Raw genomic sequence first — 24,453 nt, 5'->3', positions numbered from 1 at the left:
GGTACCCCTCCATTTATTAATAAGAAAAACACAAATGCCATATCGACTCCTCAAAGCTTGAGCAGACAACACTCTTTTCATACTTTCTTATCCTATAAAAATCAATTATCCTTCTTCTTTGTTGCATAATCTTCTTTATTCGTCTGACGAGAGCGCGCAATGGATAGCGCCTGGTTAGGAACATCATCTGTAATAGTAGAGCCGGCAGCTACCGTTGCACCTTTGCCTACTGTTACAGGTGCGATCAAATTCACATTACAGCCAATGAATGCCCCATCTTCAACTTTCGTTAAGTACTTTTTCTGACCATCATAATTGACAGTAATAGAACCACAGCCAAGATTCACATCTTTTCCGATTTCAGCATCGCCGACATAACTCAAGTGAGATGCTTTGCTTCCATGGCCCATAACAGCTTTTTTCACTTCCACAAAGTTTCCAATCTTCACTTCATCACCGATTTGTGAAGCCGGTCGAATGTGGGCAAACGGTCCAATATTTACAGCATTTCCTACTTCGCTATCATGAATAACCGATTGTTTCACAACGGTCATATCTCCAACCTGACTATCTTTTATTTCAGTATTAGGTCCAACCTTAGCTTCTTCACCAATTGTGGTGTTCCCAATTATCATTGTACCTGGATAAATAACCGTATCTTGACCAATCACAGCATCTGGAGAGATGTATGTTGCATCAGGATCAATCAGAGTAACGCCATTACGCATATGTTTCTCATTAATGCGCTTTTTCATTGCAACTTCTGCTTTTGAAAGCGCAACACGATCATTCACGCCCATTGTTTCATCGAAATCTGCTGTTTGATAAGCTGCTACGACTTCACCTTGTTTTTGAAGAATCTCAACAACATCCGGTAGATAATATTCTCCCTGAGCATTTTCATTTTTCACTAACTGAAGCGTCTCAAAAAGGGTTTTGTTATCAAAACAGTATGTACCTGTATTAATTTCCGTCACTTGCTGTTCATCGTCAGTTGCATCTTTTTGTTCAACAATACGTTGAACACGTCCATTTTCATCCCGAATAATTCGTCCGTAACCAAATGGATTATCAGCGTCTGCCGTCAGAATTGTAGCTTTTGCACCCTTCTCCTCATGATATGTTAAGAGAGCATCCATGGTTTCTTTCGTAATGAGAGGAGTATCACCGCATACTACAAGCGTCACACCTTCATTATTTGCCAGTGTTTCTTGCGTCTGCATGACCGCATGAGCCGTTCCTAACTGTTCTTCTTGGAGAACATAATTGACTCGACTACCAAGTTGATCACGAACTTTCTCAGCACCGTGACCGACAACAGTGACAATGTTCTCAAGCTTAAGCTCTTCGAGTTGACCCACTACGTGCTCAACCATCGGCTTCCCACAAACGGGATGGAGCACTTTATAAAGCTTTGATTTCATCCGCGTGCCTTGACCTGCTGCTAATACCACTGCAAATCTATTCATGTATATGGTTCCTCCATCGCATCCTATTTTTCCACTTTGACTATATCTCAAAAACCCCTCATTTTCAAGGAAGTTCCTGAAATCCTCACCATATATGAGGCTGGAAAAGAAAGGTTGATGAACATTTCGATTCGTATTCTTTTATTCGGTCGTAAAACATAAAAAAAGTCTGGTCAATTGACCAGACTTTTGATCAGGAAGCTCCTGCTTCTTCATAAGCTGCTTCCATTTCACCAACACGATGGTATTCAGCTAAAACTGCAGTTTGAATCTTTTCCCTTGTATTCGAGGAAATTGGATGAGCGATATCGCGAAACTCTCCATCCGGAGTTCTTTTGCTTGGCATCGCTACAAACATGCCGTTATTCCCATCAATAACGCGAATATCATGAACGACGAATTCATGATCCATTGTGATGGAAGCGATTGCGCGCATGCGTCCTTCCGTATTCACACGACGTAGGCGAACATCTGTAATTTCCAACTCGAGTGCACCACCTTTTTCCATTAATTAGAGCATATATGCACTATTCAACTTATACTCAACAAATCCTTCTTCTAAATATAAAAAATGTTATAAAAATTTGCTGTTAGCAGCTCATAAAATCCATGTTCGACACAAATGAGAGAATCTAAACAGAAAAATCATTAAAAAAGACGCACTCAGTAAATGAGTGCGTCAACTTGATTAACCGACTAAGGCAATCACTTCTATTTCAATAAGGGCATCTTTAGGAAGTCGCGCTACTTCAACACAGGAGCGCGCTGGCTTGTGTGTATCAAAGTATTCCCCGTATATTTCATTAATCGCTCCAAATTGATTCATATCCTTAATGTACACGGTTGTTTTCACAACGCGATTAAGTGATGATCCCGCAGCTTCGAGAACAGCTTTTACATTCGAAAAGACTTGATGTGTCTGCTCTTCAATGGCGCCATCAACAAATGTTCCATCTGCTCGTAAAGGAATTTGACCCGAGCTATAAAACAGGTTGTTAACGATCATTCCTTGTGAATAAGGGCCAATGGCTTCTGGTGCTGATTTCGTGTAGACAGTTTTCATTCGTTCTCCACTCCTTCAGTTAATCGCGCAAGAAATTTTTTGTAGTTTCCTGGTGCTACCTGAATCGAACGTTCTTTCATATCGACTCCACCTAGGTTCATCATCGAGACATACTCTTCTACCAATCGTTCTTCTCCTTCACCTTCCGCTTCAACAAGAACGCCTATTCCAGCTACGTCAGCCTGGAACTCTTCAAGAAGGTTTACCATTCCTTGAATCGTTCCTCCCGCTTTCATAAAGTCGTCCACGATTAGGACATTAGCGCCAGGCTTCAAACTCCTACGAGCAAGAGCCATCGTTTGAATGCGTTTTGATGAGCCAGATACATAGTTAATACTTACCGTTGAGCCTTCCGTCACCTTGCTATCACGCCTTACGATAACAACTGGCACGTTAAGGTGGCTGGCCGCTGCATACGCAAGTGGAATCCCTTTCGTTGCAACGGTCATCACGCAATCAATTTTACGATCAGCGAACACAGATGCGAAAAGACGGCCAACCTGGTTCATAATTTCTGGATTCCCTAGGATATCAGTTAAATACAAATACCCACCTGGGAGAAGGCGATCAGGACTTTCTAAGAAATCACACAGCTCGCCAACAACGCGGTCTGCTTCTTCATCACTGATGAGCGGCATATATCGAACACCACCAGCTGCACCAGGAACAGTCAATAACGAGCCAACACCTTGTTGCTCGAAATTTTCTTTAATAATAACCAAATCTTCGCTGATTGAAGATTTAGCTGCGCCATAGCGCTCTGAAAAATAAGTTAGTGAAACTAAGCGGTGTGGATGCTCTAACATATACCTTGTCATGTCCACTAACCGAGAACTCCGTTTCATCTTCATAGAAGAACCTCCAAAAAATCCGAATAATTACTCATAATATATCACTAATGTACGGATTTATTCAAGGGTTCTTCTCACCTAGCAGACGAACCGCATAAACTTGACCACAAAAGCCTCTTAATCCATTATAAATTCGCTGCATTCTTGATTCGTGACGAGTTAGTCCAAAGACAGTGGGTCCACTTCCACTCATAAGGACGCCATCAGCACCTAGACTTTCCATTTTCTCTTTGATTTGACGCACTTCCGGGTGAAGTTTTAATGTCACATCTTCTAAAACATTTCCTAGAAGGTCACAAATGGCTTCGTAATTTTTGTCCTCAATCGCCTGCATCATCCCTTTTACATCTGGATGACCCATTTCACTTGTACGAAGACGTCGATAAACTTCTGCTGTCGAAACCCCAATCGACGGTTTTGCAAGAATGACCCAACACGGAGGAGGTGAATCGATCGGCTTGATAATCTCTCCTCGTCCCTTGGCAAGGGCAGTACCTCCATAAACGCAAAATGCCACGTCTGAGCCAATCTCAGAACCTATATCAGCAAGCTCATCATAAGTAAGTCCTAATTCCCAAAGTTCATTAAGACCTCTTAATGTTGCTGCCGCATCACTACTTCCGCCAGCTAATCCAGCTGCTACAGGAATTTGCTTATCGATTTTAATGGCAATCCCCTGTCGGATGTTAAATTTCTTTTTGAGGAGGGCTGCCGCTTGAAACGCCAAATTTCTCTGATCATCAGGTACAAAACCACTAGTGGATTCAATAATGATTTCATTCCGTCTTAGCTCGGTTAACTCAAGACGGTCCGCCAGATCTACATTCGTCATAACCATTTCCACTTCATGAAAGCCATCAGGTCGTTTATGAAGCACATCAAGTGCTAAGTTTATCTTCGCTGGCGCTTTCACACTCAATTTTTTTCTCATCTCGTTCACCTACATTTTCGTCCTACCGTTCGACATTTTAACTTACTGTGAATTATTGTAACACAACAACCCTAAAAGAAAGAAACAGATTAAAAAGGAGTGTAGCAGCATTTCGCAACAAAAAAAGCCCCTGGCTATTAGCCAGGAGCGGTCGTCACAGGGTTCAGTGTTTTTGTTGGTTTCCAAGCTGTTCTTCTGCTAGTTGAATCGCACGCTTCACGATGTTACCTGCATCGCGAGCTTTAATTCCTCCCCAACCTTCTTTCTGAACCGTATCATAAAAGCCAAGCTCTTTCGCAATTTCTTCTTTCAAATGATCGGACATAATCCCTCTACGTCTCGCCATGCCAATCAAGCTCCTTTCTATCCTGTGACACACTTAGTTTGAGGATAGAAAGCAACCATTATACTACGAATATGTAACCATAAAAGGGAATAAATCTTTCTAAAGAAAGCAAAAAAGCAGTTAGACCAATTGCCTTAACCGCTTACTGCCGCTTGTTCTTCATTAAATGTAATTTGTACTGTATCTGTAAGAATATCTGTGTAGCTGTACGACACGCGCTCAAATGCGTTAGTGTCCTGATCCAGCTTAACTATGAACACTGCCGGGTAGGTTTCTTCAAGGATGCCTGAACGTTGAATTGTCTTTCTGCGACCTCCGTTTGCCTTTAAGGTCAAGCGTTTGCCAACCTGAGATTGTAACGTTTGTTTGATCTCAATAATCGTTTTTGCCATCGGAACCTCCACCTCACTTAGACAAATTATAACATCTTTTGCACCATCTTGTCAAATAAAACTTAAATTATAACAACGAAGCAAAAACAATGTCAATTGTTATTTACTACTGATGTGCATTTTTATTATTTCTTAATTTGTCGAAAAATATGTGTAATCGATGAAAACTGTTTATTTATAGGCGTTTTCATTATAGATAGCATGTCTTTTTCTGACCCGTCTCTTTACCAGAAACTTAAAAGATAGAGTAAAAAAAGAAAACGGATGAGTATCGCTACCATCCGTTCTTTCACTCTGAATAATCTTCATTTTCTTTCATAGGCATGCCAGTTCGCAGTATTCCTTTCGTTTCAACGCCTCCAAGGCCGTCTTCACCGGTTAACGTATTCCTTAGAGCATCCCAAACGTTCACATGGTCAGTAAATGACGTGAGCGCGATTTTAGACACAATAAAAACGGGATCCAACATATGGATGTTAATTCTTGAAGGTGAGCTTGCAAAATTAGCACCCGCTCGAATTAATGATTCAAAATGAGACTGACACGCGCCGGCAAAAATCACAAGATGATCGAGGTTCGGAAAAATACTTCTTACTTCTTTTACTGCACGAACAAAATAGCGTGAGTTACGATAGGACTGCAAATCTTTTTTTTCGCCTTTATGTTTACTATACGCATCATGTCCTGTTATCACTAGAATATCTGGTCTTACATTGTTAACTAATTTAATGATATTCTCAGGAATTTCACTTTCTTTCATATACAAACCATAGACTGGAACTCCTAAACGCTTATACATTTCTAAACATTTGCTTAAATAAAGTGGATCGCCATCAATATGAAGAATTTTACCTGGAAGTTCAAAGAAACTCGTTTCTTTCTTAAAATGGCTAGTAGCCGAATATTCTCGCTTCATACGTAACAACTGATAATCTTGTCTGAACAAGCGAAACGAATAATCCTCTTTCTCTTTCGACTGCTCTCGCCTCATTTTATGTTCACTTGAGTCAATTAACACGAGATCGTCATATGGGGCATCTGCGATGAGCCTCATATCTTCACCTACGAGCTCTGCTGACTTGTTCGCTTCGTTTAATCTCGTAACACGGAAGATTAAATCACAGCCGTATGAACGCCTTGCAACGATATCTCCTTCTTTCATCGTCATCTCTTCCCTCCACGCCTCTTGACCTTTAAACGAAACGATGGCTCCTTTTTCTACTATATGAGAAGTTTTCGAAAAGATGTTTTTCTAGAGCTGATTAAGAGTGTCGACCAGCCCTTACCATACGAAAGCAAAAGCGAATAAAAAAAACACCCTCTAAGGTGTTTTTCAAATCAAGTTCTTCGCTTATAAAATGCATTGCTTAATGCCGCAAACTCTTCCATGGAGAGTGTTTCTCCACGACGTCTTCCATCAATTCCTGTTTCTGTTAATACTTCTTCAATCATTGGCTTTTGATCTTTGCTCAGTAAATTATTTTGCAAGTTATTTAATAATGTTTTTCTGCGCTGACCAAAACTTGCTCGAATAACTTCAAAGAAATAAGCTTCATCCAAAAGATCAACAGGAGGCTTCTCGCGCAACTCTAAATGAAGTACAGCAGAATCAACATTGGGTTTAGGGACGAATACCGTTTTAGGAACAGTTAAAGCGGTTTTTGCTACGGCATGATACTGAACAGCTAGTGAAAGCGATCCATATTCTTTTGAGCCAGGTTTAGCTGCTATACGCTCAGCCACTTCTTTTTGGATCATTACCACAATACCACGAACCGGCAGTTTTTCTTCTAATAACTTCATCAGAATAGGGGTTGTCACATAGTATGGAAGGTTTGCCACCACCATTAAATCCTGACCTTCTTCAAATTCTTCAGCGATAACTTGATGAACGTCTGCTTCTAACACATCGCTATGGCGGATATGAACATGGGGGTAAGGTGATAGCGTATCATCCAGAATTGGGAGAAGGCGCTGGTCAATTTCAAACGCCACTACTTTCTTTGCTCGTTTCGCAAGTTTTTCTGTGAGCGCACCAATTCCAGGACCAATTTCGATGGCACCTGACTCAGGTGATAATTGAGCCTGATCGACAATTTTAGTTAGGACATTTGAGTCAATTAGAAAGTTTTGTCCAAGACTTTTCTTAAATGTAAAGCCATATTTTGAGAGTATTTCTTTTGTTCTAACGGGGGTTGATATTTCTTTATTCATTTCTCTTCCTCCTGTAACACTTCTTCGAGTGCCTGACGAAACTCTTCTTTTGATATTTGAAACATTTGAAGTCGTTTGAATAGCTGCTTGCCATTCATATAGCCCATCTGCAACCGCTCACCAAGAGCTTTTCTTCTCTCCTTCGCACGATCACCAACCACAAGACCTGCTGCAATTAAATCTTCCCATTCAATTAAAACCTCTGGTGTCTCAAACTCTTCTCTTACTGAAAGGATGGCCTCTTGAATATCCTGAATCGAAGCGTGCTCGATCCCAACTTTTTTTCCATTTGAAGAGATCGCTCGCTTTTTGTTAAGAAAAGCATGCTTGCATGAAGGAAGTCGCTCGCTTATGATCTGTCGAATACGTGTCCCAGGATAATCGGGGTCTGTAAAAACAATAACGCCTCTTCTCTTCCAGGCTAATTCAATTCGTATGAGCGTTTCTTCACTAATTTCTGAACCATTTGTTTCAAGCGTATCAGCATCTAAAGCACGCTTAACAGCCAGCGTATCGTTCTTACCCTCTACGATAATAACTTCTTTTACTTTCACTCTGTTTCCTCCATAATACGTAACCGATTCTATTTATAACGCGTGAATTCTTTTAGTTTTCCTCATTAAACTTTTCTTTATCATACAAAAAACACAGAGAGAGATTTGCCTCACTCTGTGTTAATAGCATATCATAGATCGATCACTAATCGAGAATTGTAATTTGGACGGTCTTATTTCCCCATGCATAGGCCTGTGACTTGGATGAGAAAAAGACGTCAATTTTATTCCCTTTGATTGCTCCCCCTGTATCAGCAGCAATCGCCGTTCCATATCCTTCAACAAATACTTTTGAACCAAGTGGAATAACACTCGGATCAACCGCAATCACTTTCGCATTAGGATTGGACTTTAAGTTAAACCCAGTCGAAGTAATTCCTGAACATCCTGTACAGTTTGCTGTGTATGCTGTAGTTGATACGTTAAGTACTTTACCAGCAGGTTCACTTTTAGCTTTTGGTTCAGGCTTCTTCACATCAGCAGCAGGCTCAGGCTTACTAGACGACTTCGTTGATTTAGTAGGCGTTGTTGAAGGCTCACTACTTGTTTTAACAGCTGTTTGCATAATCACCTGAGTTCCAACAGCAACGATTTTGTCACTGCTTTCCTTCACAACATCGGTTTTCTTAAGTTCACGTGAAACCTCTTTGCCATTTTCTAAAACAACTTCATAATGTTTCTCTTGTTTGCCTTCTTGTCCATCTTCTACTACTTTTTCAGTTCCTTTTTGCATCGAGCTATCGTTTTTCTTAATGGTTGCATAATCGATTGGTTCTTCCACTACATCGGTGACCTTTTCTACTCGAATCACGTTGATTGTCGAGTTCGCTTTTACATTCTCGTCTTTTCCTGGCTCTACACGATCAAGTTCTCCAAGTTGAATGTTCTGCTGTTCTAAAAAGCCAGCGACCGTAGTCGAAGTTGTCCAAATATCATTCTGCTTTCCACCGTCATTTACAGCCACTTTAAACGCCTCATCAACTGCAATTGTCATATCTTCCTTCAATTCATCATCGAGAGAAACAGACATTTCATCACGTTCTTTTAGCTTGATATTCTGATCTTCTAGAAAACCTTTAACAGTCTCTTGCGTTGACCAGACCTGTTGATCCTTGCCATTAACCGACAGTGTTACTTGAAAAGCCGGCTTCCATTCAATCACGTCAACAGCATCCAGCTGTGCTGATAAATCGTGACTTAAATAATCATGAGCATCAGGACTCAAGTTTTCATCTTTTAATAACTCCGCAACTGTATCTGCATGTGTATCTACTAACTTCTCTTCCCCATCAAGGACAAGCGTGACCGAAGCTTTTGTAGTTTCAAACACGATAAAGCCGGAGACTAAACCCAGTACAATTACACTTAAGCAAATCATGAATACGTTCTTTCCGCCCTTAAGACGAGCAAAAAAGTTTTCCATGTTCGATTTCATTGTCATAGATCCCCCCTGAACCGACTGTGTTTCATAAAGAAAAGCTTCTGACTTATCCCCTTATTACGAGATTAATAGAAAAGGTTTTATTTTCACTATTGATGGGGAAGTTTCTGAAAAAAGCATAAGATGATCTCTTTTTTTAACGACAACGGTTTTGATTAGCGATTGATTCCAAATAGGTTCATCGCATTTTCAGATGTTCTTCTTGCTAATTCTTCGTAGTCCATTCCCTTTAACTCCGCAATTTGCTCTGCTACAAGCTTTACGTAAGCAGGCTCATTTCGTTTACCTCGGTTTGGGTGCGGTGCTAAAAATGGACAATCTGTTTCAATAAGCAAACGATCAACTGGTATTTCTTTCGCAACTTCCTTAGGTAGTTTAGCGTTTTTAAATGTCACTGGACCACCAAGAGAAATGTAGAAATTCATCTCAAGACACTCATTTGCCTCTTCTACAGTTCCAGCGAAACAATGCATAATGCCGCCTACTTCTGCTGCATTTTCTTCCTTCAATACCTCAATGACATCTCTCGTCGCTTCACGATTATGTATGATGATCGGTAAATTCACTCTTTTCGCAAGCGCAATTTGCTTACGAAAAACGTCTTTTTGTATGTCATGAGGTGACTTGTCCCAATGGTAATCAAGGCCCATTTCGCCGATTGCAACGACTTTTGGATGGCCAGCAAGTTCTTCAATCCACTCGAGGTCTTCCTCTTTCATGTCAATTGCATCAACAGGGTGCCAACCTACTGCTGCGTAAAGAAAATCATACTTTTCTACAAGCGCCATAGCATGTGTAATGGTTTCACGATCAAAACCAACCACAACCATCTTACTGACTCCAGCTGATTGAGCTCGCTCAATCACTTCTTGTTGATCTTCGGAAAATTGTTCAACATTCAAATGTGTATGTGTGTCGAATAGCATGTCAAAACTCCTTCTCCGCTCTAGTACGATGCTAGTGTACCAAATGTCCTAGTTTTTTTCTAAGTCTAAACAGTTTCATTTTAATTACAATTTGTTTACAACGAACAAAAAATAAGTTAGAATATTCTGTATATTAAGGCTTTCTATCATAGTTTGCTTTGCTTTTATGATGTACAAGCGAAGGAAATCCACTCATAAATCCTCTATTTATTTACAGGGATAAATTGTGAAATGAAAAGTAAAAAAGACCCGGTCTGATTAAGACCGAGTCTTGAGTGATTATTTAATTTGAGTTCCATTCGGCAAACTTTCAGCAATGGTCGACAATTTTAGTTCACCATCGTGTTCACCTGCTAGAATCATGCCTTCAGATAATTCTCCTCTTAGGGTTACTGGCTTAAGATTGGATACACAAACGACCTTCTTGCCGATGAGATCCTCTGCTTTATAATGTTTTGCAATTCCTGAAACAACCTGCCTTGTTTCATAACCGAGATCTAACTTCAATTTCAAAAGCTTATTTGCTTTTTTAACCGGCTCAACTTCCAGCACTTGAGCTACTCTTAAATCAACTTTTGTAAAGTCATCAATTGTAATTTCATCTAGATCTGGTTTTTCTACAGCAGGTGCTTCTTTCACAACATTGCCACCCATCTGTTCGACGATATAGGCAACCTCTTCTTCACGATCAAGACGTGGGAAAAGTGGTGCATCTTTTTGAACAGTCGTACCACCGTAGCCTTTTTTGAATCCTAATGAATCCCAGCTTGTTTTCTCACCTTCTGCTATTCCCAGCTGCGCCCAAATCTTTTTAGGCGTTTGCGTTAGGAAAGGCTGTAAAAGAATACCAACTTGTCTTAACGATTCAGCAAGATGAACCATTACGGCGCCAAGTTTCTCCTTATTAGCCTCATCTTTTGCAAGAATCCAAGGTTCCGTTTCATCAATGTACTTGTTCGTACGACTAATGAGCTGCCAAATGGATGCTAGCGCTACAGAAAACTCCATATTCTCAAGAGAGTTTTCTACTTTTGAAATGGTGGAATCGACCATCTCAACGAGAGTATCGTCAAAAGCGGTAACAGACCCTTGATAAACAGGTACTTCACCGTCAAAATATTTCGCAATCATGGCTACTGTTCGATTTAACAAGTTACCAAGATCGTTAGCTAAATCATGATTAATTCGTTCAACAAAGCTCTCTGGTGTAAAGACGCCATCTGAACCAAACGGTACTTCGCGTAATAGATAGTAACGCAACGCATCCAAACCATAACGGTCGATTAATGTTACGGGATCTACGACGTTACCTTTTGATTTCGACATTTTTCCATCTTTCATTAACAACCATCCATGAGCAAAAACTTTCTTAGGAAGAGGAAGATCAAGAGACATTAACATAATCGGCCAGTAAATCGTATGGAAACGAACGATTTCCTTACCAACAAGATGGACATCGGCTGGCCAAAACTTATTATAAAGCTCATCATTTTCAGTTCCATACCCCAGGGAGGTGATGTAATTGGACAACGCATCAATCCAAACGTAAATGACGTGTTTGGGATCGCCAGGAACTTTAACGCCCCAGTCGAAAGAAGTTCGCGATACGGCAAGATCTTCAAGACCAGGCTTGATGAAGTTGTTGATCATTTCATTCTTTCTAGATTCCGGCTGGATAAACTCAGGATTATCTTCGTAAAATTTCAGGAGACGGTCAGCATATTTACCCATTTTAAAGAAATAAGATTCTTCCTTCACTTTTTCTACTTCTCGTCCACAGTCGGGACACTTGCCATCAACTAACTGGCGTTCAGTAAAGAAAGACTCGCACTGAGTGCAATACCATCCTTCGTACTGGTCAAGATAGATATCGCCTTTCTCGTACATCTTTTGGAAAATTGTTTCGACAATCTCTTCGTGTCGCTTCTCTGTTGTGCGGATAAAATCGTCGTAACTAATGTCTAATTTATCCCAAAGGTCTTTAATACCCGCAACGATGTCATCAACATATGATTGAGGCGTAACACCTTGTTCCTGAGCTTTCTTTTGGATTTTTTGTCCATGCTCATCGGTTCCAGTTAAGTATTGAACTTCAAAGCCTCTTAGTCGCTTGTAACGAGCCATTGCATCGCCAGCTACTGTTGTATAGGCATGGCCAATGTGTAGCTTACCGCTAGGATAATAGATCGGTGTCGTAATATAAAACGTCTTGTCACCCATGTTGCTTCCTCCTTGATTAAAACAGTTATAAGTGGAACGTCTCGATCGTTCTTTAAAAACAAAGAATTCCCCACCTTAACGTCCAAATGAACTCACGTTTTGAGGTGGGGGCTACTAGATAAAAAGCTCCCGTCCCACCTTGGACGAGAACATTAGCACCTTTTAACTACAGCCTGCAATTGCGTTCCGCTATGTACGTCACTTCTTCATCAAAATATAACTAATTTAAGGAATAATTGCAAGGAAGCGGAGCTTAAATCCTTTTTACCTACACAAATTTACAATTCATGTCGAAGGATTTACAAGAAAATTGTCGAATTATTATTATAGGCAAGTCAGGTTTTGGCAATTTCATAGTACTATAAATCCCTTAACGTACCTTTTTAAGGAAATATTTACCCATTCAAAAGGATTGACGCTAATGGGAAACACTGGTATTATATAGAACATAAATAGAGAAATTTGTCGAATCCTGACGGAATTAATAAAAAATTGGGAATAGGGGAGTATAAAACATGAAATCTACTGGTATTGTACGTAAAGTTGACGAGCTTGGCCGTGTTGTTATTCCGATCGAATTACGCCGTACACTTGGTATCGCAGAAAAGGACGCTCTTGAAATCTATGTTGACGACGAGCGCATCATCCTAAAGAAATATAAGCCTAACATGACTTGTCAGGTAACTGGCGAAGTATCCGATGACAACCTTGCAATCGGTAATGGCAAGCTTATTCTTAGCAAAGAAGGCGCAGAGCAAGTATTGGAAGAAATTCAAAAAGCTCTTGCAAAATAATATTAGTTTACAAAAGCTCCTGCCTTGGCAGGAGCTTTTTTTCAACATGATTATTCGACATGATAGACCTGATAGACCTCCCGTTTCGGAAGTTCTCTTTCAACAGATACCTGTTTGATCGCATCTTTACTTTTCATTCCCTCATTAATATAATGCTCAACGTGTTCTTGGACAGAAAGGGTTGCCCACCAATGTTCTTCATTTGACTCTTCTTCATTACCACCTTCAACAATGACGCAGAATTCACCACGAATCTCTGACTGTTCACACCATTCCAACACATCTTCTGCAGTTCCACGGATAAATTCTTCATACCGCTTCGTTAATTCTCTCGCTATTACAACTTCTCTATTGCCAAGTACTTCAATGATTGCTTTCATCATTTCCTTTAACCGATGGGGGGCTTCGTAGAACAAAATTGGCGACGGAATTCCTTTTAGATGAGAAAGTTCCTTTTTTCGCTCCTTTTTCTGGCGCGAGAGAAAACCGTAATAATAGAAATGTTGGGTCGGTAACCCTGATGCTATAAGTGCAGTAATCGCTGCATTTGCTCCTGGCAAAGGAATAACAGGAATATTTTCAGCAACGCAAGAAGATACAATTTCATAACCAGGATCTGAAATAGCAGGCATTCCAGCATCACTAATCAGGGCGATAGTTTGTCCTTCTCTTAAACGTTCTAATAATTTATGGCCACTAGACTCTTTGTTATGCTCATGATAACTAATTAACTTTGTTTCAATTTCGAAGTGGTTCGTCAATTTTTTGGATTGTCTCGTATCTTCTGCTGCAATAAGATCAGCGTCTTTTAAGGTCTGAATTGCACGAAAGGTCATATCGTTTAAATTGCCTATTGGGGTCGGGACGAGATAAAGCTTACCTGTCTCGGTCTCTTTGTAGCTTTGTTGACTCCACATGATTTTGCCTCTCTTCTTTTATAATCTTTTCTTTTTGAGCGCGCGATCGTTGTTTGATCTGATACTCTACTTGCATCGCTTCACGCTTTGTCTTGAACTCCGCTTGGTAAACGAGGGTTAACGGACCTCTTCCCCTTGTATATTTCGCACCTTTTCCACATTCATGCTGAGCCAACCGATGTGATAAATCAGTCGTATAGCCAGTATAATAGCTTCCGTCGCCACACTGCACTATATACACATAGTGATTAGAGCTCTGCATAAACATGTCTCATTTCATCAGTGTAGTGATTGTCGTCTCGATACACAATGAAGGGCGGCAATACTTTTAAATCAGGTTTTCCATCTTTAATTCCTTCAATTAACAATGTATTTGCTTCTTTACCAGCTTTCGGATAGACGAGCTGCATCCTTTTTGGTTCGATTCGATACTTTCGCATTAATGTCATAATGTCCAGTAATCTTTCAGGACGATGCACAAGGGATACCTTACCGCCCTGCTTAACTAATTGGCTACAGGATTGAATGACATCTTCAAGGGTACACATCACTTCATGTCGAGCGATAGTAAGATGCTCGTTTAAGTTACGCTGCTCGTTTCGCCTACTTTTAAAATATGGTGGATTACACGTAACAGCATCATATGATTCCCGTTTAATGGTTGAAGGTAATTCACGAATATCCGCATGATGGAGGGTTAATTGAGCGCTTAGTTTATTTAATTCAATACTCCTCTGCCCCATATTAAAGAGGCGATCTTGAATTTCCACCCCTTCAATCGTAACTTCACTTTTCCTCGATATTAACAGCGGGATAATACCGTTTCCTGTACAAAGATCGATTATCTTTCCACGCTTGATTGGAACCCATGCAAACCTAGCTAGTAAGATTGCATCTAAGGAAAAAGAAAAAACAGTTGGACTTTGAATAATGCTTAGTTCGTTTTCAACGATGTAATCAATTCGTTCATCACCGTTTAATTGCATGATGCTGTTCTCCTATCTATATGAATTGTTTATCAAATCACTCGAAAGTGTAAAAAAGGTCTTTCCAGATACGGAAAGACCAGATCACTACTTTTTATTTAAGAATGACAGGCAGAAAAGGCAATCTCCTTCTGTCCGAATACTACCATAGTGGAGATTACATATATGAAAACCTTCCTGGTACAACCTGGCAAGATTATCATAGCCTTCTCCAACTTCTGGTTTACCACGCTTCTTCTTGCCAGATGAATGACTCTTCGGCTCTGAAGTTTGTTCTAACCGCTCTCGCAAGTGGTGATTCTCAATTTCGAGATGGTGATTTTCTTCCAGCAGTCCTGCAAGATGTTCTTTAAGTTCGCCTAATTGTTTGTATAAGTCACCAATCTGTTCTTCCATTGAGCTTACACGTGAAAAAACTTCTTTTTTCTCCACTTCCGTTCCACCTCAATCAATCTGTGGCTTGCGTAGATACTGCACCGTCTTGTATTAATTCATCAAGCGTATATTCTGTCACGCGGTTAAGTTCGAACAATTCGACCTGAACAAGACGTTCCAATATATTCAACCCAACAACTTTTCCTTTGCCCTGTCCGGTATGAATCGTCTTCCCAACGTCTGGAAGCTCTTTTTTACCAGACTCATAAGCATCGTTCTCATACTTCAAGCAACACATTAATCTGCCGCAAAGTCCTGATATTTTAGCAGGATTTAAGGATAAATTTTGATCTTTCGCCATCTTTATTGAAACAGGTTCAAAATCGCCAAGCCACGTTGAGCAACAAAGCATTCTGCCACACGGTCCAATACCACCAAGCATCTTCGCTTCATCGCGTACCCCAATCTGACGAAGTTCAATTCTTGTTCGAAAAATGGATGCGAGCCCTTTCACAAGTTCGCGAAAATCTACTCTTCCATCTGCTGTGAAATAAAAAATAATTTTATTTCGATCAAATGTATATTCCACATCAACAAGCTTCATATCAAGCTTGTACTCTTCAATTTTAGAAACGCATACATCAAATGCTTCTTCAGCTGCATGTTTATTATCTTCGACCGCAAGACGATCTTTCTCATCGGCTATGCGAATTACTTTCTTAAGAGGAAGAACGATATCTTCTTCATCAACTTGCTTGTTAGCTAATACAACTTTCCCAAATTCAACCCCTCTGGCAGTCTCCACGATAACAAATTCTTTGTCGGACACCTGGAGGCTACTCGGATCAAAGTAATAGATCTTCCCCGCTTTTTTAAAGCGAACGCCAACTACTTCATACACAAACTTATCCCTCCCGTAACCTGAGCACTAGCTGTTCCATCACAAACTGTGGGTTTGTGTTTGCACTCAGACGTCTTTTGGCATCGAGTATCGCCATCATATGCTGACTTATCTTCTTTCTTCCGAATTGAAGGGCATAACGTTCGAGCTTATCCTTCTGATCTGCATAGACAATCCGATTATCCTGCAGTTGTATTTTCAATAAATCCTTATACCAAAAAAGCATAAGGTTAAGGCCCATATCCTGCTGCGTTTTATCCTTAAAATGTGCTAGCCATTTGTCATGGATCGTTAGGAAAACCTGATGAGGTCTTTCCTTCAACTCTTCAGTCAATTGTATCACTATCGCTCTTGCCTGTGCAAACCACTCATCAAGTGCAAGCTCCTTTGCTGCACGCTGATCATTCGTTAGCTGAGCAGCCGATTTAGCAAGGTATGAGGGCACTCCATCATTTATAAGAGCTTCCTCCACTCCATTTGTTGAAAGTGGCTGAAAGGTAATGACCTGACACCTCGAATAAATCGTCGAAAGAATGTGCTGCTTTTGTTCAGTTAACAAAATCGCCATCGTCATTTGCCCCGGCTCTTCTAGGAATTTAAGTAAACTATTTGCAGCCTGCGTTGTCATTCGATCTGAATGATTCAAGATATAAACTTTTTTTCGAGACTCAACTCCAAGATAGGAGAATTCCTTTTGTAACTTTCTTATTTGATCAATTTTAATTGATTGACCTTCAGGCTCTATGAGGTGAAGGTCCGGGTGGTTCCCTGAATCAATTCGCTTGCAGTCTTTGCAGTGTTGACAAGGCTCAATCCCCGTACGTTCCTGACAAAAATAAGTTTTTGCCATATGAACGGCGACATCTTTTTTACCAGTTCCTGCTCCACCATCAAATAAGTACGCATGAGAAAGACGATCCTTTGTGAAGCTGTTAGTTACCATCCTAACAACCGTAGGCTGACGTTCTTTTAATTCATTCCAATCTACCATTTCTATCCCTCATCCTACCGTATTAAAAATGATGGAAAGCCTCTACTGGAAGAACAAACACCGTTGCTCCTCCTACCGACACCTCAACAGGATAAGGGACATAAGAGTCCGCATTTCCTCCCATTGGAGATACCGGTGCCACCATTTGCTCTCTGCTTTGGCAATTGTCTTTAATGATATCAAGAAGCTTTTGCACACGATGGTCTTCTGTACCAATAAGGAATGTTGTATTTCCTGCACGCAAAAATCCACCGGTGGTCGCAAGCTTTGTCGCCTGAAAATTATGGTCGACCAGGGCGTTGGATAAGCGATTGCTATCTTTATCCTGTACGACAGCCATGACTAACTTCATTTGTATCCCTCCCTGGGCGGCAAATTCCCACCCTTTTATTTGCTATTAGTAGAATAATTATCCCAAAGTGTTTTAAAATCCTTTATTATAGAGGAAAAAATCTCATCAACATTTTGCTCACCATTAATTAAATGAATCCGGTCTTTATTATCTTTATATAGTTCCAAAAAGGCTTCTCTTACTTTTTCATGATAAGCTGTTCCTTTTTGTTCAATGCGGTCTAGTTGATTTCTAGCAATCATTCTTTCTTTACCAACGGAAACTGGCAGATCAATCATATAGCTCCGATCCGGTGTAAGTCCACCGGTAGCAAATTCGTTAATGACCTTCACACTTTCCACATCTAATCCAAGCCCAACTGCCTGATATGCAATTGATGCATCAACAAAGCGATCACAGATCACAAGGTACCCTTCATTTAATGCCGGAATGATCTTCTCCCTTACGTGCTGCGCACGCGATGAAGCATAAAGAAGAACTTCTGTCTCATCCACCATCTCTTTATGTTCTGGGTTCAAAATCAACGAACGAATCTGATCACTGATTGCTGTACCCCCAGGCTCTCGTGTATGAATAAAACGAATCCCCTCTTCATTTAAATAATCAGCTAGTTTCTGAACCTGTGTGGATTTACCCGCACCATCTGGTCCTTCAAAAGTTATAAATAATCCTTTCAATGCCCTACTCCTCATCTCTTGCAATCTCAATCATGTCACCATCTAATCCTTGTATGTGCCCACCAGCACGTAAAATCATATCTAACTGTTCCATTTTCTCTAATTCAATTCGTTCACCCGGTATGACAATAGGAACACCCGGTGGATAGGGAATGACAGCTTTTGCTGCAATCAATCCCTTCGCCTCAGTTATCTTAACCTTCTCTTTCATCATCGTCTCCAACTTCGCAAAGGAATAAGCAGGAAAAGTAATATCTTCATCAGCTATCTTAATTAATGACACGTTAAAATTAGCTTCATCTCTGAGAGAAGCAATTTTTTTAAATGCCTGTAATCCCCGGTCAAAAACCTTCTTATTAGAAGCAATTGGGCATACAAGTAAAACATTTAAAGGATCACTAAGCTCAACAAATACATTCTCATTTTCAAGTTTCTTTGCTAACTCATATCCCGACATGCCAAACAACTGTACCGTAATTTTGAGAGGATCAAGCTGGTGATACGCTTGACCTACATCCCCTATGACGCTTATACCAGGAACCTCACTTAGTTGTTTCTTAAATTGATGAACCTCTTCTAAAATAAGACTAAGCTGATCATCTCTCAGCGAAAAAAGATAGTGTCTCGCTAAATCGAGCGAAGCCATAATTGGATAGGAAGGACTGCTTGATTGAAAAAGTTGTAAATAGTCATTGATTGCATCCCTATACGTTACATTCCCTACGTGTAAGTAAGAACCCATCGTCATAGCAGGTAGGGTTTTGTGGGCAGATTGAACAACCACATCTGCTCCTTGCTTTAAAGCACTCTCAGGGAAAAACTCCCCTTTTACAAAATGTGCACCGTGCGCCTCATCAACTAGAACCGGAATTCCATTCTGGTGAGCATAAGAGATAATCGGCTCTAGGTTAACAGTCATTCCATAATAATTTGGATTGGTTAGTACAATCACTTTGATATCTTTATATTGATTCAATGCACGACGTATGAGATCGAGTGTTACTCCTGTTGGCACCTGACTTGCTTCATCAATAGATGGGCTGAGAAAAATAGGTCTAGCTTTAGCTAAGCGCAGTCCATTCAATACGGATTTGTGACAGTTCTTCTGAACAAGAACACGGTCTCCTTCAGAACATAACGCCATGATCATCGCCAGGTTCCCAGCTGTAGAACCCCCCACCAAAAAGCGACTTTCAACACTTCCATAGAGATGAGCAGTAAGCTGCTCTGCTTTTTTAATTGGACCATCTGCATGATGAAGATCATCTAGTCCAGAAAGTTCGGTTGCATCTATTTTCAATAAGTCTTTATATAAATCATCCGCACGTTTATATGTAGAAAAACTCGTCCCATTCTTATGCCCAGGGACATGAAAGGAAAGAGGATTTTGATCTTTCCACGATAGTAGAGCTTCATATAATGGAGCTTGATCCATTTTGTTCATTAAATCAACTTCAATCTATTGAAGAGTCATTTCCTTATACTAGTATTCTATCATTATCTCGACTATCGGAGAAGTAAAGGGATAAGCAAATCACTATGATTCTCCCTTCTTTAGGTCAAGTAAAAAACAGATAGCTTATGGAACAGCTATCTGCTTATGCTAATCGACTTAGTCGTAGTTTGCGTAGTTTTTCAAGGTAAAATTGATAGTTTTCATGACTGGTCTCTGTTTGAATGACCTTTCGCTCACAGTCATGACAGATAAAACGATCACAAATATGGATGCCTTTGAAACTGTGCTCTTCACAAACAAGACAGCACTCGCTGCTCTCCCTGATTGTCTTCTCCATCTTCCCACCTCCATGGTAAAAGCATTGCCCAATTATAGCGGATCTATACCGATTTTTTAATTTAAGCTGAATTTTCGCTTCTTTCTAAGGATATGTGCCTGTAACTTATCCCGTGTCTGTGATTTACGAAAAGAAAGAAAATTTCAAAGGTATATTATCCTTATCGCTCAAGGAGATATGTGAAGGTAGCAAGTTTATTCCGCGAATTTGAGATTAATTCCGCGAACGTGTTGAATGAGGGATTTGAGCTAGTGAAAATTCGTCCACAAAACCATACAAAAAAGCGAGAAACCGTTTGGTCTCTCGCTTCTTTTCAGTTGCCCAGCGACGTCCTACTCTTGCAGGGGGAGATCCCCCAACTACCATCGGCGCTAGAGCTTAACTTCCGTGTTCTCATACGGGGCGCGATAAGCGGCGAACTTCTTCGTCAGCTGCGCGCTGCCAGATCCTCATGGATCTTCAAATATCCACTCCGGTCTGACATCACTTGCTTCCTCGAATTTCTTGCTTCTCCCACCCCTACGTAGCTTTCGAAGAAGTCGATTGACAACAATCAAAAAAGATAAAATAAAAAATCAAGATACAAAACCATACAAAAAAAGCGAGAAACCATTTGGTCTCTCGCCTTTCTTCTTTGCCCAGCGACGTCCTACTCTTGCAGGGGGAGATCCCCCAACTACCATCGGCGCTGAAGAGCTTAACTTCCGTGTTCGGCATGGGAACGGGTGTGACCTCTTCGCCATCATCACTAGACTATTCAGGTATTCCCTGAAAACTAGATAGCACGCACAACGTATTCCAATAATATCAAGTTTAGTGAGACATACTCACATCACTTTTGTTTTAGGTTAAGCCCTCGATCGATTAGTATTCGTCAGCTCCACGTGTTGCCACGCTTCCACCCCGAACCTATCTACCTCATCATCTCTAAGGGATCTTACCAGCTTAATGCTGTGGGAAATCTCATCTCGAGGGGGGCTTCATGCTTAGATGCTTTCAGCACTTATCCATTCCACACGTAGCTACCCAGCTATGCTCCTGGCGGAACAACTGGTACACCAGCGGTGTGTCCATCCCGGTCCTCTCGTACTAAGGACAGCTCCTCTCAAATTTCCTGCGCCCGCGACGGATAGGGACCGAACTGTCTCACGACGTTCTGAACCCAGCTCGCGTACCGCTTTAATGGGCGAACAGCCCAACCCTTGGGACCTACTTCAGCCCCAGGATGCGATGAGCCGACATCGAGGTGCCAAACCTCCCCGTCGATGTGGACTCTTGGGGGAGATAAGCCTGTTATCCCCAGGGTAGCTTTTATCCGTTGAGCGATGGCCCTTCCATGCGGAACCACCGGATCACTAAGCCCGACTTTCGTCCCTGCTCGACTTGTAGGTCTCGCAGTCAAGCTCCCTTGTGCCTTTACACTCTGCGAATGATTTCCAACCATTCTGAGGGAACCTTTGGGCGCCTCCGTTACACTTTAGGAGGCGACCGCCCCAGTCAAACTGCCCACCTGACACTGTCTCCGCACCGGATCACGGTGCTGGGTTAGAATGTCAGTACAGCCAGGGTAGTATCCCACCGACGCCTCCATCGAACCTGGCGGTCCGACTTCTATGGCTCCTACCTATCCTGTACAAGCTGTACCAAAATCCAATATCAGGCTACAGTAAAGCTCCATGGGGTCTTTCCGTCCTGTCGCGGGTAACCTGCATCTTCACAGGTACTATAATTTCACCGGGTCTCTCGTTGAGACAGTATCCAAGTCGTTGCACCTTTCGTGCGGGTCGGAACTTACCCGACAAGGAATTTCGCTACCTTAGGACCGTTATAGTTACGGCCGCCGTTTACTGGGGCTTCGATTCAGAGCTTCTCCCGTAAGGGATAACCCCTCCTCTTAACCTTCCAGCACCGGGCAGGTGTCAGCCCCTATACTTCGCCTTACGGCTTTGCAGAGACCTGTGTTTTTGCTAAACAGTCGCTTGGATCTTTTCACTGCGGCTCCCCTGGGCTATTAACCCGAGGAAGCACCCCTTCTCCCGAAGTTACGGGGTCATTTTGCCGAGTTCCTTAACGAGAGTTCTCCCGATCGTCTTAGGATTCTCTCCTCGCCTACCTGTGTCGGTTTGCGGTACGGGCACCTCTTTCCTCACTAGAGGCTTTTCTTGGCAGCGTAGAATCAAGGACTTCGGTACTAAATTTCCCTCGCCATCACGACTCAGCCTTCACGGTGAACGGATTTACCTATTCACCAGCCTAATCGCTTGGACGCGCATTTCCAGCAGCGCGCTCTCCCTATCTTTCTGCGTCCCCCCGTCGTTCAAACGGAAAGGAGGTGGTACAGGAATATCAACCTGTTATCCATCGCCTACGCCTTTCGGCCTCGGCTTAGGTCCCGACTAACCCTGAGCGGACGAGCCTTCCTCAGGAAACCTTGGGCTTTCGACGGACAAGATTCTCACTTGTCTTTCGCTACTCATACCGGCATTCTCACTTCTAAGCGCTCCACCAGTCCTTTCGGTCTGACTTCACAGCCCTTAGAACGCTCTCCTACCATTGTCGTAAGACAATCCACAGCTTCGGTGATACGTTTAGCCCCGGTACATTTTCGGCGCAGCGTCACTCGACCAGTGAGCTATTACGCACTCTTTAAATGATGGCTGCTTCTAAGCCAACATCCTGGTTGTCTAAGCAACGCCACATCCTTTTCCACTTAACGTATACTTTGGGACCTTAGCTGGTGGTCTGGGCTGTTTCCCTCTCGACTACGGATCTTATCACTCGCAGTCTGACTCCCGCGGATAAATCGTTGGCATTCGGAGTTTGACTGGATTCGGTAATCCGGTAAGGACCCCTAGTCCAATCAGTGCTCTACCTCCAAGATTCTTGCCGCGAGGCTAGCCCTAAAGCTATTTCGGAGAGAACCAGCTATCTCCAGGTTCGATTGGCATTTCACCGCTACCCACACCTCATCCCCGCATTTTTCAACATGCGTGGGTTCGGGCCTCCATTCAGTGTTACCTGAACTTCACCCTGGACATGGGTAGATCACCTGGTTTCGGGTCTACGACCACGTACTATTTCGCCCTATTCAGACTCGCTTTCGCTGCGGCTCCGCCTTATCAGCTTAACCTTGCACGGGATCGTAACTCGCCGGTTCATTCTACAAAAGGCACGCTGTCACCCATTAACGGGCTCCAACTAGTTGTAGGCACACGGTTTCAGGTTCTCTTTCACTCCCCTTCCGGGGTGCTTTTCACCTTTCCCTCACGGTACTGGTTCACTATCGGTCACTAGAGAGTATTTAGCCTTGGGAGATGGTCCTCCCAGATTCCGACGGGGTTTCACGTGTCCCGCCGTACTCAGGATCCGTCTCGGAGGGCAGCGGATTTTGACTACAGGATTGTTACCTTCTCTGATGGACCTTTCCAGGTCGCTTCGTCTATCCGTGCCTTTGTAACTCCAAAGAGACGTCCTACAACCCCAGAGGGCAAGCCCTCTGGTTTGGGCTGATTCCGTTTCGCTCGCCGCTACTCAGGAAATCGCATTTGCTTTCTCTTCCTCCGGGTAATGAGATGTTTCAGTTCCCCGGGTCTGCCTTCCATTCCCTATGTATTCAGAAATGGATACCATCCTATTAAAGATGGTGGGTTCCCCCATTCGGAAATCTCCGGATCAAAGCGTACTTACAGCTCCCCGAAGCATATCGGTGTTCGTCCCGTCCTTCTTAGGCTTCTAGTGCCAAGGCATCCACCGTGCGCCCTTAGTAGCTTAACCTTCGATTTGTTAGGCATTGCTGCCATAACGCATCAGTTATTACTAAGTTCTTGCATAAAAAATAATTATTGGATGTCGTTGTTTATGCTATCTAGTTTTCAAGGAACAAGGCTACTACTTGAATCAGCGTAAGCTTCATCACTTCACCTATTTTGAAAGAATAAATCATTCTTTCAAAACTAAACGAAACGCTCATGTAAGGTTGGTAACGTAAGTTACCTTCGTAATTCTCCATAGAAAGGAGGTGATCCAGCCGCACCTTCCGATACGGCTACCTTGTTACGACTTCACCCCAATCATTTGTCCCACCTTCGGCGGCTGGCTCCATAAAGGTTACCCCACCGACTTCGGGTGTTACAAACTCTCGTGGTGTGACGGGCGGTGTGTACAAGGCCCGGGAACGTATTCACCGCGGCATGCTGATCCGCGATTACTAGCAATTCCGGCTTCATGCAGGCGAGTTGCAGCCTGCAATCCGAACTGAGA

Annotated in this window: 24 protein-coding genes and 3 rRNA genes; 1 reads left to right on the top strand and 26 read right to left on the bottom strand. The window is 42.1% G+C overall.

What is annotated here, in order from left to right; translation table 11 throughout:
• Window positions 1-101: 101 nt before the first annotated feature.
• From glmU to metG, 13 genes are all read right to left on the bottom strand, one after another.
• Window positions 102-1,469 carry a bifunctional UDP-N-acetylglucosamine diphosphorylase/glucosamine-1-phosphate N-acetyltransferase GlmU gene (gene glmU / locus ATG70_RS18420; RefSeq protein WP_098445914.1) on the bottom strand — a complete coding sequence of 456 codons (1,368 nt, stop codon included), beginning with the start codon at window positions 1,467-1,469 and terminating at the stop codon, window positions 102-104.
• A 193-nt stretch (window positions 1,470-1,662) separates the two neighbouring features.
• Window positions 1,663-1,953 (bottom strand): septation regulator SpoVG, encoded by a 291-nt coding sequence (gene spoVG / locus ATG70_RS18415; protein WP_098445913.1) that lies wholly within the window; start codon window positions 1,951-1,953, stop codon window positions 1,663-1,665.
• A gap of 204 nt (window positions 1,954-2,157) precedes the next feature.
• On the bottom strand, window positions 2,158-2,532 hold the full coding sequence (locus ATG70_RS18410; RefSeq protein WP_098445912.1) for a RidA family protein: 375 nt from the start codon (window positions 2,530-2,532) through the stop codon (window positions 2,158-2,160).
• Window positions 2,529-3,383 (bottom strand): pur operon repressor, encoded by an 855-nt coding sequence (gene purR, locus ATG70_RS18405; protein ID WP_098445911.1) that lies wholly within the window; start codon window positions 3,381-3,383, stop codon window positions 2,529-2,531. Before purR ends, ATG70_RS18410 begins: the two co-directional genes overlap by 4 nt.
• A 61-nt stretch (window positions 3,384-3,444) precedes the next feature.
• Complete coding sequence (ispE, locus tag ATG70_RS18400) at window positions 3,445-4,314, bottom strand: 4-(cytidine 5'-diphospho)-2-C-methyl-D-erythritol kinase (protein WP_098445910.1); 870 nt, start codon at window positions 4,312-4,314, stop codon at window positions 3,445-3,447.
• Window positions 4,315-4,477: 163 nt separating this feature from the next.
• Entirely contained in the window at window positions 4,478-4,660 is a 183-nt protein-coding gene (locus ATG70_RS18395) for a small, acid-soluble spore protein, alpha/beta type (RefSeq protein WP_098445909.1), read from the bottom strand.
• Between the two features lie 134 nt (window positions 4,661-4,794).
• The gene (veg, locus tag ATG70_RS18390; protein WP_098445908.1) at window positions 4,795-5,052 is read right to left on the bottom strand and encodes a biofilm formation stimulator Veg; all 258 of its coding nucleotides are present in this window, start codon (window positions 5,050-5,052) and stop codon (window positions 4,795-4,797) included.
• A 289-nt stretch (window positions 5,053-5,341) separates the two neighbouring features.
• Window positions 5,342-6,220: a sporulation peptidase YabG gene (gene yabG, locus ATG70_RS18385; RefSeq protein WP_098445907.1), complete on the bottom strand. Its 879-nt coding sequence runs from the start codon at window positions 6,218-6,220 to the stop codon at window positions 5,342-5,344.
• A 170-nt stretch (window positions 6,221-6,390) separates the two neighbouring features.
• Window positions 6,391-7,266: a 16S rRNA (adenine(1518)-N(6)/adenine(1519)-N(6))-dimethyltransferase RsmA gene (gene rsmA, locus ATG70_RS18380; protein WP_098445906.1), complete on the bottom strand. Its 876-nt coding sequence runs from the start codon at window positions 7,264-7,266 to the stop codon at window positions 6,391-6,393.
• Window positions 7,263-7,820: a ribonuclease M5 gene (rnmV, locus tag ATG70_RS18375; RefSeq protein WP_098445905.1), complete on the bottom strand. Its 558-nt coding sequence runs from the start codon at window positions 7,818-7,820 to the stop codon at window positions 7,263-7,265. Before rnmV ends, rsmA begins: the two co-directional genes overlap by 4 nt.
• 145 nt (window positions 7,821-7,965) lie before the next feature.
• Window positions 7,966-9,261, bottom strand: coding sequence for a G5 and 3D domain-containing protein (locus tag ATG70_RS18370; protein ID WP_257147802.1), 1,296 nt, complete (start codon window positions 9,259-9,261; stop codon window positions 7,966-7,968).
• A gap of 155 nt (window positions 9,262-9,416) precedes the next feature.
• Window positions 9,417-10,187, bottom strand: coding sequence for a TatD family hydrolase (locus tag ATG70_RS18365; RefSeq protein WP_098445904.1), 771 nt, complete (start codon window positions 10,185-10,187; stop codon window positions 9,417-9,419).
• 279 nt (window positions 10,188-10,466) lie between these two features.
• Window positions 10,467-12,407, bottom strand: a complete 1,941-nt coding sequence (gene metG, locus ATG70_RS18360; protein WP_098445903.1) for a methionine--tRNA ligase — start codon at window positions 12,405-12,407, stop codon at window positions 10,467-10,469.
• Window positions 12,408-12,922: 515 nt separating this feature from the next.
• Between metG and ATG70_RS18355 the strand changes: the two genes are divergently transcribed.
• A complete protein-coding gene (locus ATG70_RS18355) occupies window positions 12,923-13,201 on the top strand; it encodes an AbrB/MazE/SpoVT family DNA-binding domain-containing protein (RefSeq protein WP_098445902.1) in 279 nt (92 codons plus the stop codon).
• Window positions 13,202-13,251: 50 nt separating this feature from the next.
• On the opposite strand, the gene rsmI is transcribed toward ATG70_RS18355, so the two are convergent.
• The 13 genes from rsmI to ATG70_RS18285 form a co-directional block, all read right to left on the bottom strand.
• Window positions 13,252-14,118 carry a 16S rRNA (cytidine(1402)-2'-O)-methyltransferase gene (gene rsmI, locus ATG70_RS18350; RefSeq protein ID WP_098445901.1) on the bottom strand — a complete coding sequence of 289 codons (867 nt, stop codon included), beginning with the start codon at window positions 14,116-14,118 and terminating at the stop codon, window positions 13,252-13,254.
• The gene (locus ATG70_RS18345; RefSeq protein WP_098445900.1) at window positions 14,078-14,380 is read right to left on the bottom strand and encodes a GIY-YIG nuclease family protein; all 303 of its coding nucleotides are present in this window, start codon (window positions 14,378-14,380) and stop codon (window positions 14,078-14,080) included. Before ATG70_RS18345 ends, rsmI begins: the two co-directional genes overlap by 41 nt.
• Window positions 14,367-15,104 (bottom strand): tRNA1(Val) (adenine(37)-N6)-methyltransferase, encoded by a 738-nt coding sequence (locus ATG70_RS18340; protein ID WP_098445899.1) that lies wholly within the window; start codon window positions 15,102-15,104, stop codon window positions 14,367-14,369. Before ATG70_RS18340 ends, ATG70_RS18345 begins: the two co-directional genes overlap by 14 nt.
• Window positions 15,105-15,191: 87 nt before the next feature.
• Entirely contained in the window at window positions 15,192-15,536 is a 345-nt protein-coding gene (gene yabA, locus ATG70_RS18335) for a DNA replication initiation control protein YabA (RefSeq protein ID WP_098445898.1), read from the bottom strand.
• 16 nt (window positions 15,537-15,552) lie between these two features.
• Window positions 15,553-16,380, bottom strand: a complete 828-nt coding sequence (locus ATG70_RS18330; protein WP_098445897.1) for a PSP1 domain-containing protein — start codon at window positions 16,378-16,380, stop codon at window positions 15,553-15,555.
• A gap of 4 nt (window positions 16,381-16,384) precedes the next feature.
• The gene (holB, locus tag ATG70_RS18325; protein WP_098445896.1) at window positions 16,385-17,371 is read right to left on the bottom strand and encodes a DNA polymerase III subunit delta'; all 987 of its coding nucleotides are present in this window, start codon (window positions 17,369-17,371) and stop codon (window positions 16,385-16,387) included.
• 22 nt (window positions 17,372-17,393) lie between these two features.
• Window positions 17,394-17,723 (bottom strand): cyclic-di-AMP receptor, encoded by a 330-nt coding sequence (locus ATG70_RS18320; RefSeq protein ID WP_098445895.1) that lies wholly within the window; start codon window positions 17,721-17,723, stop codon window positions 17,394-17,396.
• Between the two features lie 35 nt (window positions 17,724-17,758).
• Window positions 17,759-18,400, bottom strand: a complete 642-nt coding sequence (tmk, locus tag ATG70_RS18315; RefSeq protein ID WP_098445894.1) for a dTMP kinase — start codon at window positions 18,398-18,400, stop codon at window positions 17,759-17,761.
• Between the two features lie 4 nt (window positions 18,401-18,404).
• Entirely contained in the window at window positions 18,405-19,844 is a 1,440-nt protein-coding gene (locus ATG70_RS18310) for an aminotransferase class I/II-fold pyridoxal phosphate-dependent enzyme (RefSeq protein WP_098445893.1), read from the bottom strand.
• 154 nt (window positions 19,845-19,998) lie between these two features.
• A complete protein-coding gene (locus ATG70_RS18305) occupies window positions 19,999-20,193 on the bottom strand; it encodes a sigma factor G inhibitor Gin (protein ID WP_098445892.1) in 195 nt (64 codons plus the stop codon).
• Between the two features lie 636 nt (window positions 20,194-20,829).
• Window positions 20,830-20,946 (bottom strand): 5S ribosomal RNA (gene rrf / locus ATG70_RS18295).
• Window positions 20,947-21,037: 91 nt separating this feature from the next.
• Window positions 21,038-23,967, bottom strand: a 23S ribosomal RNA gene (locus ATG70_RS18290).
• A gap of 237 nt (window positions 23,968-24,204) precedes the next feature.
• Window positions 24,205-24,453 (bottom strand): 16S ribosomal RNA (locus ATG70_RS18285); the annotation flags it as partial.

This window comes from Bacillus sp. es.036, from assembly GCF_002563635.1.
In the GTDB taxonomy this organism is placed as follows: Bacteria; Bacillota; Bacilli; order Bacillales; family Guptibacillaceae; genus Guptibacillus.
The sequence above is the reverse complement of the archived record's forward strand: the minus strand, read 5'-3'. Positions and strand labels throughout refer to the sequence as shown.

Coding starts and splice junctions, on each gene's coding strand:
- glmU (WP_098445914.1), bottom strand. CDS start 1,469: ATGAATAGATTTGCAGTGGTATTAGCAGCAGGTCAAGGCACGCGGATG.
- ATG70_RS18410 (WP_098445912.1), bottom strand. CDS start 2,532: ATGAAAACTGTCTACACGAAATCAGCACCAGAAGCCATTGGCCCTTAT.
- purR (WP_098445911.1), bottom strand. CDS start 3,383: ATGAAGATGAAACGGAGTTCTCGGTTAGTGGACATGACAAGGTATATG.
- ispE (WP_098445910.1), bottom strand. CDS start 4,314: ATGAGAAAAAAATTGAGTGTGAAAGCGCCAGCGAAGATAAACTTAGCA.
- ATG70_RS18395 (WP_098445909.1), bottom strand. CDS start 4,660: ATGGCGAGACGTAGAGGGATTATGTCCGATCATTTGAAAGAAGAAATT.
- veg (WP_098445908.1), bottom strand. CDS start 5,052: ATGGCAAAAACGATTATTGAGATCAAACAAACGTTACAATCTCAGGTT.
- yabG (WP_098445907.1), bottom strand. CDS start 6,220: ATGACGATGAAAGAAGGAGATATCGTTGCAAGGCGTTCATACGGCTGT.
- rsmA (WP_098445906.1), bottom strand. CDS start 7,266: ATGAATAAAGAAATATCAACCCCCGTTAGAACAAAAGAAATACTCTCA.
- ATG70_RS18370 (WP_257147802.1), bottom strand. CDS start 9,261: ATGACAATGAAATCGAACATGGAAAACTTTTTTGCTCGTCTTAAGGGC.
- ATG70_RS18365 (WP_098445904.1), bottom strand. CDS start 10,187: ATGCTATTCGACACACATACACATTTGAATGTTGAACAATTTTCCGAA.
- metG (WP_098445903.1), bottom strand. CDS start 12,407: ATGGGTGACAAGACGTTTTATATTACGACACCGATCTATTATCCTAGC.
- ATG70_RS18355 (WP_098445902.1), top strand. CDS start 12,923: ATGAAATCTACTGGTATTGTACGTAAAGTTGACGAGCTTGGCCGTGTT.
- rsmI (WP_098445901.1), bottom strand. CDS start 14,118: ATGTGGAGTCAACAAAGCTACAAAGAGACCGAGACAGGTAAGCTTTAT.
- ATG70_RS18345 (WP_098445900.1), bottom strand. CDS start 14,380: ATGCAGAGCTCTAATCACTATGTGTATATAGTGCAGTGTGGCGACGGA.
- ATG70_RS18340 (WP_098445899.1), bottom strand. CDS start 15,104: ATGCAATTAAACGGTGATGAACGAATTGATTACATCGTTGAAAACGAA.
- holB (WP_098445896.1), bottom strand. CDS start 17,371: ATGGTAGATTGGAATGAATTAAAAGAACGTCAGCCTACGGTTGTTAGG.
- ATG70_RS18320 (WP_098445895.1), bottom strand. CDS start 17,723: ATGAAGTTAGTCATGGCTGTCGTACAGGATAAAGATAGCAATCGCTTA.
- ATG70_RS18310 (WP_098445893.1), bottom strand. CDS start 19,844: ATGAACAAAATGGATCAAGCTCCATTATATGAAGCTCTACTATCGTGG.
- ATG70_RS18305 (WP_098445892.1), bottom strand. CDS start 20,193: ATGGAGAAGACAATCAGGGAGAGCAGCGAGTGCTGTCTTGTTTGTGAA.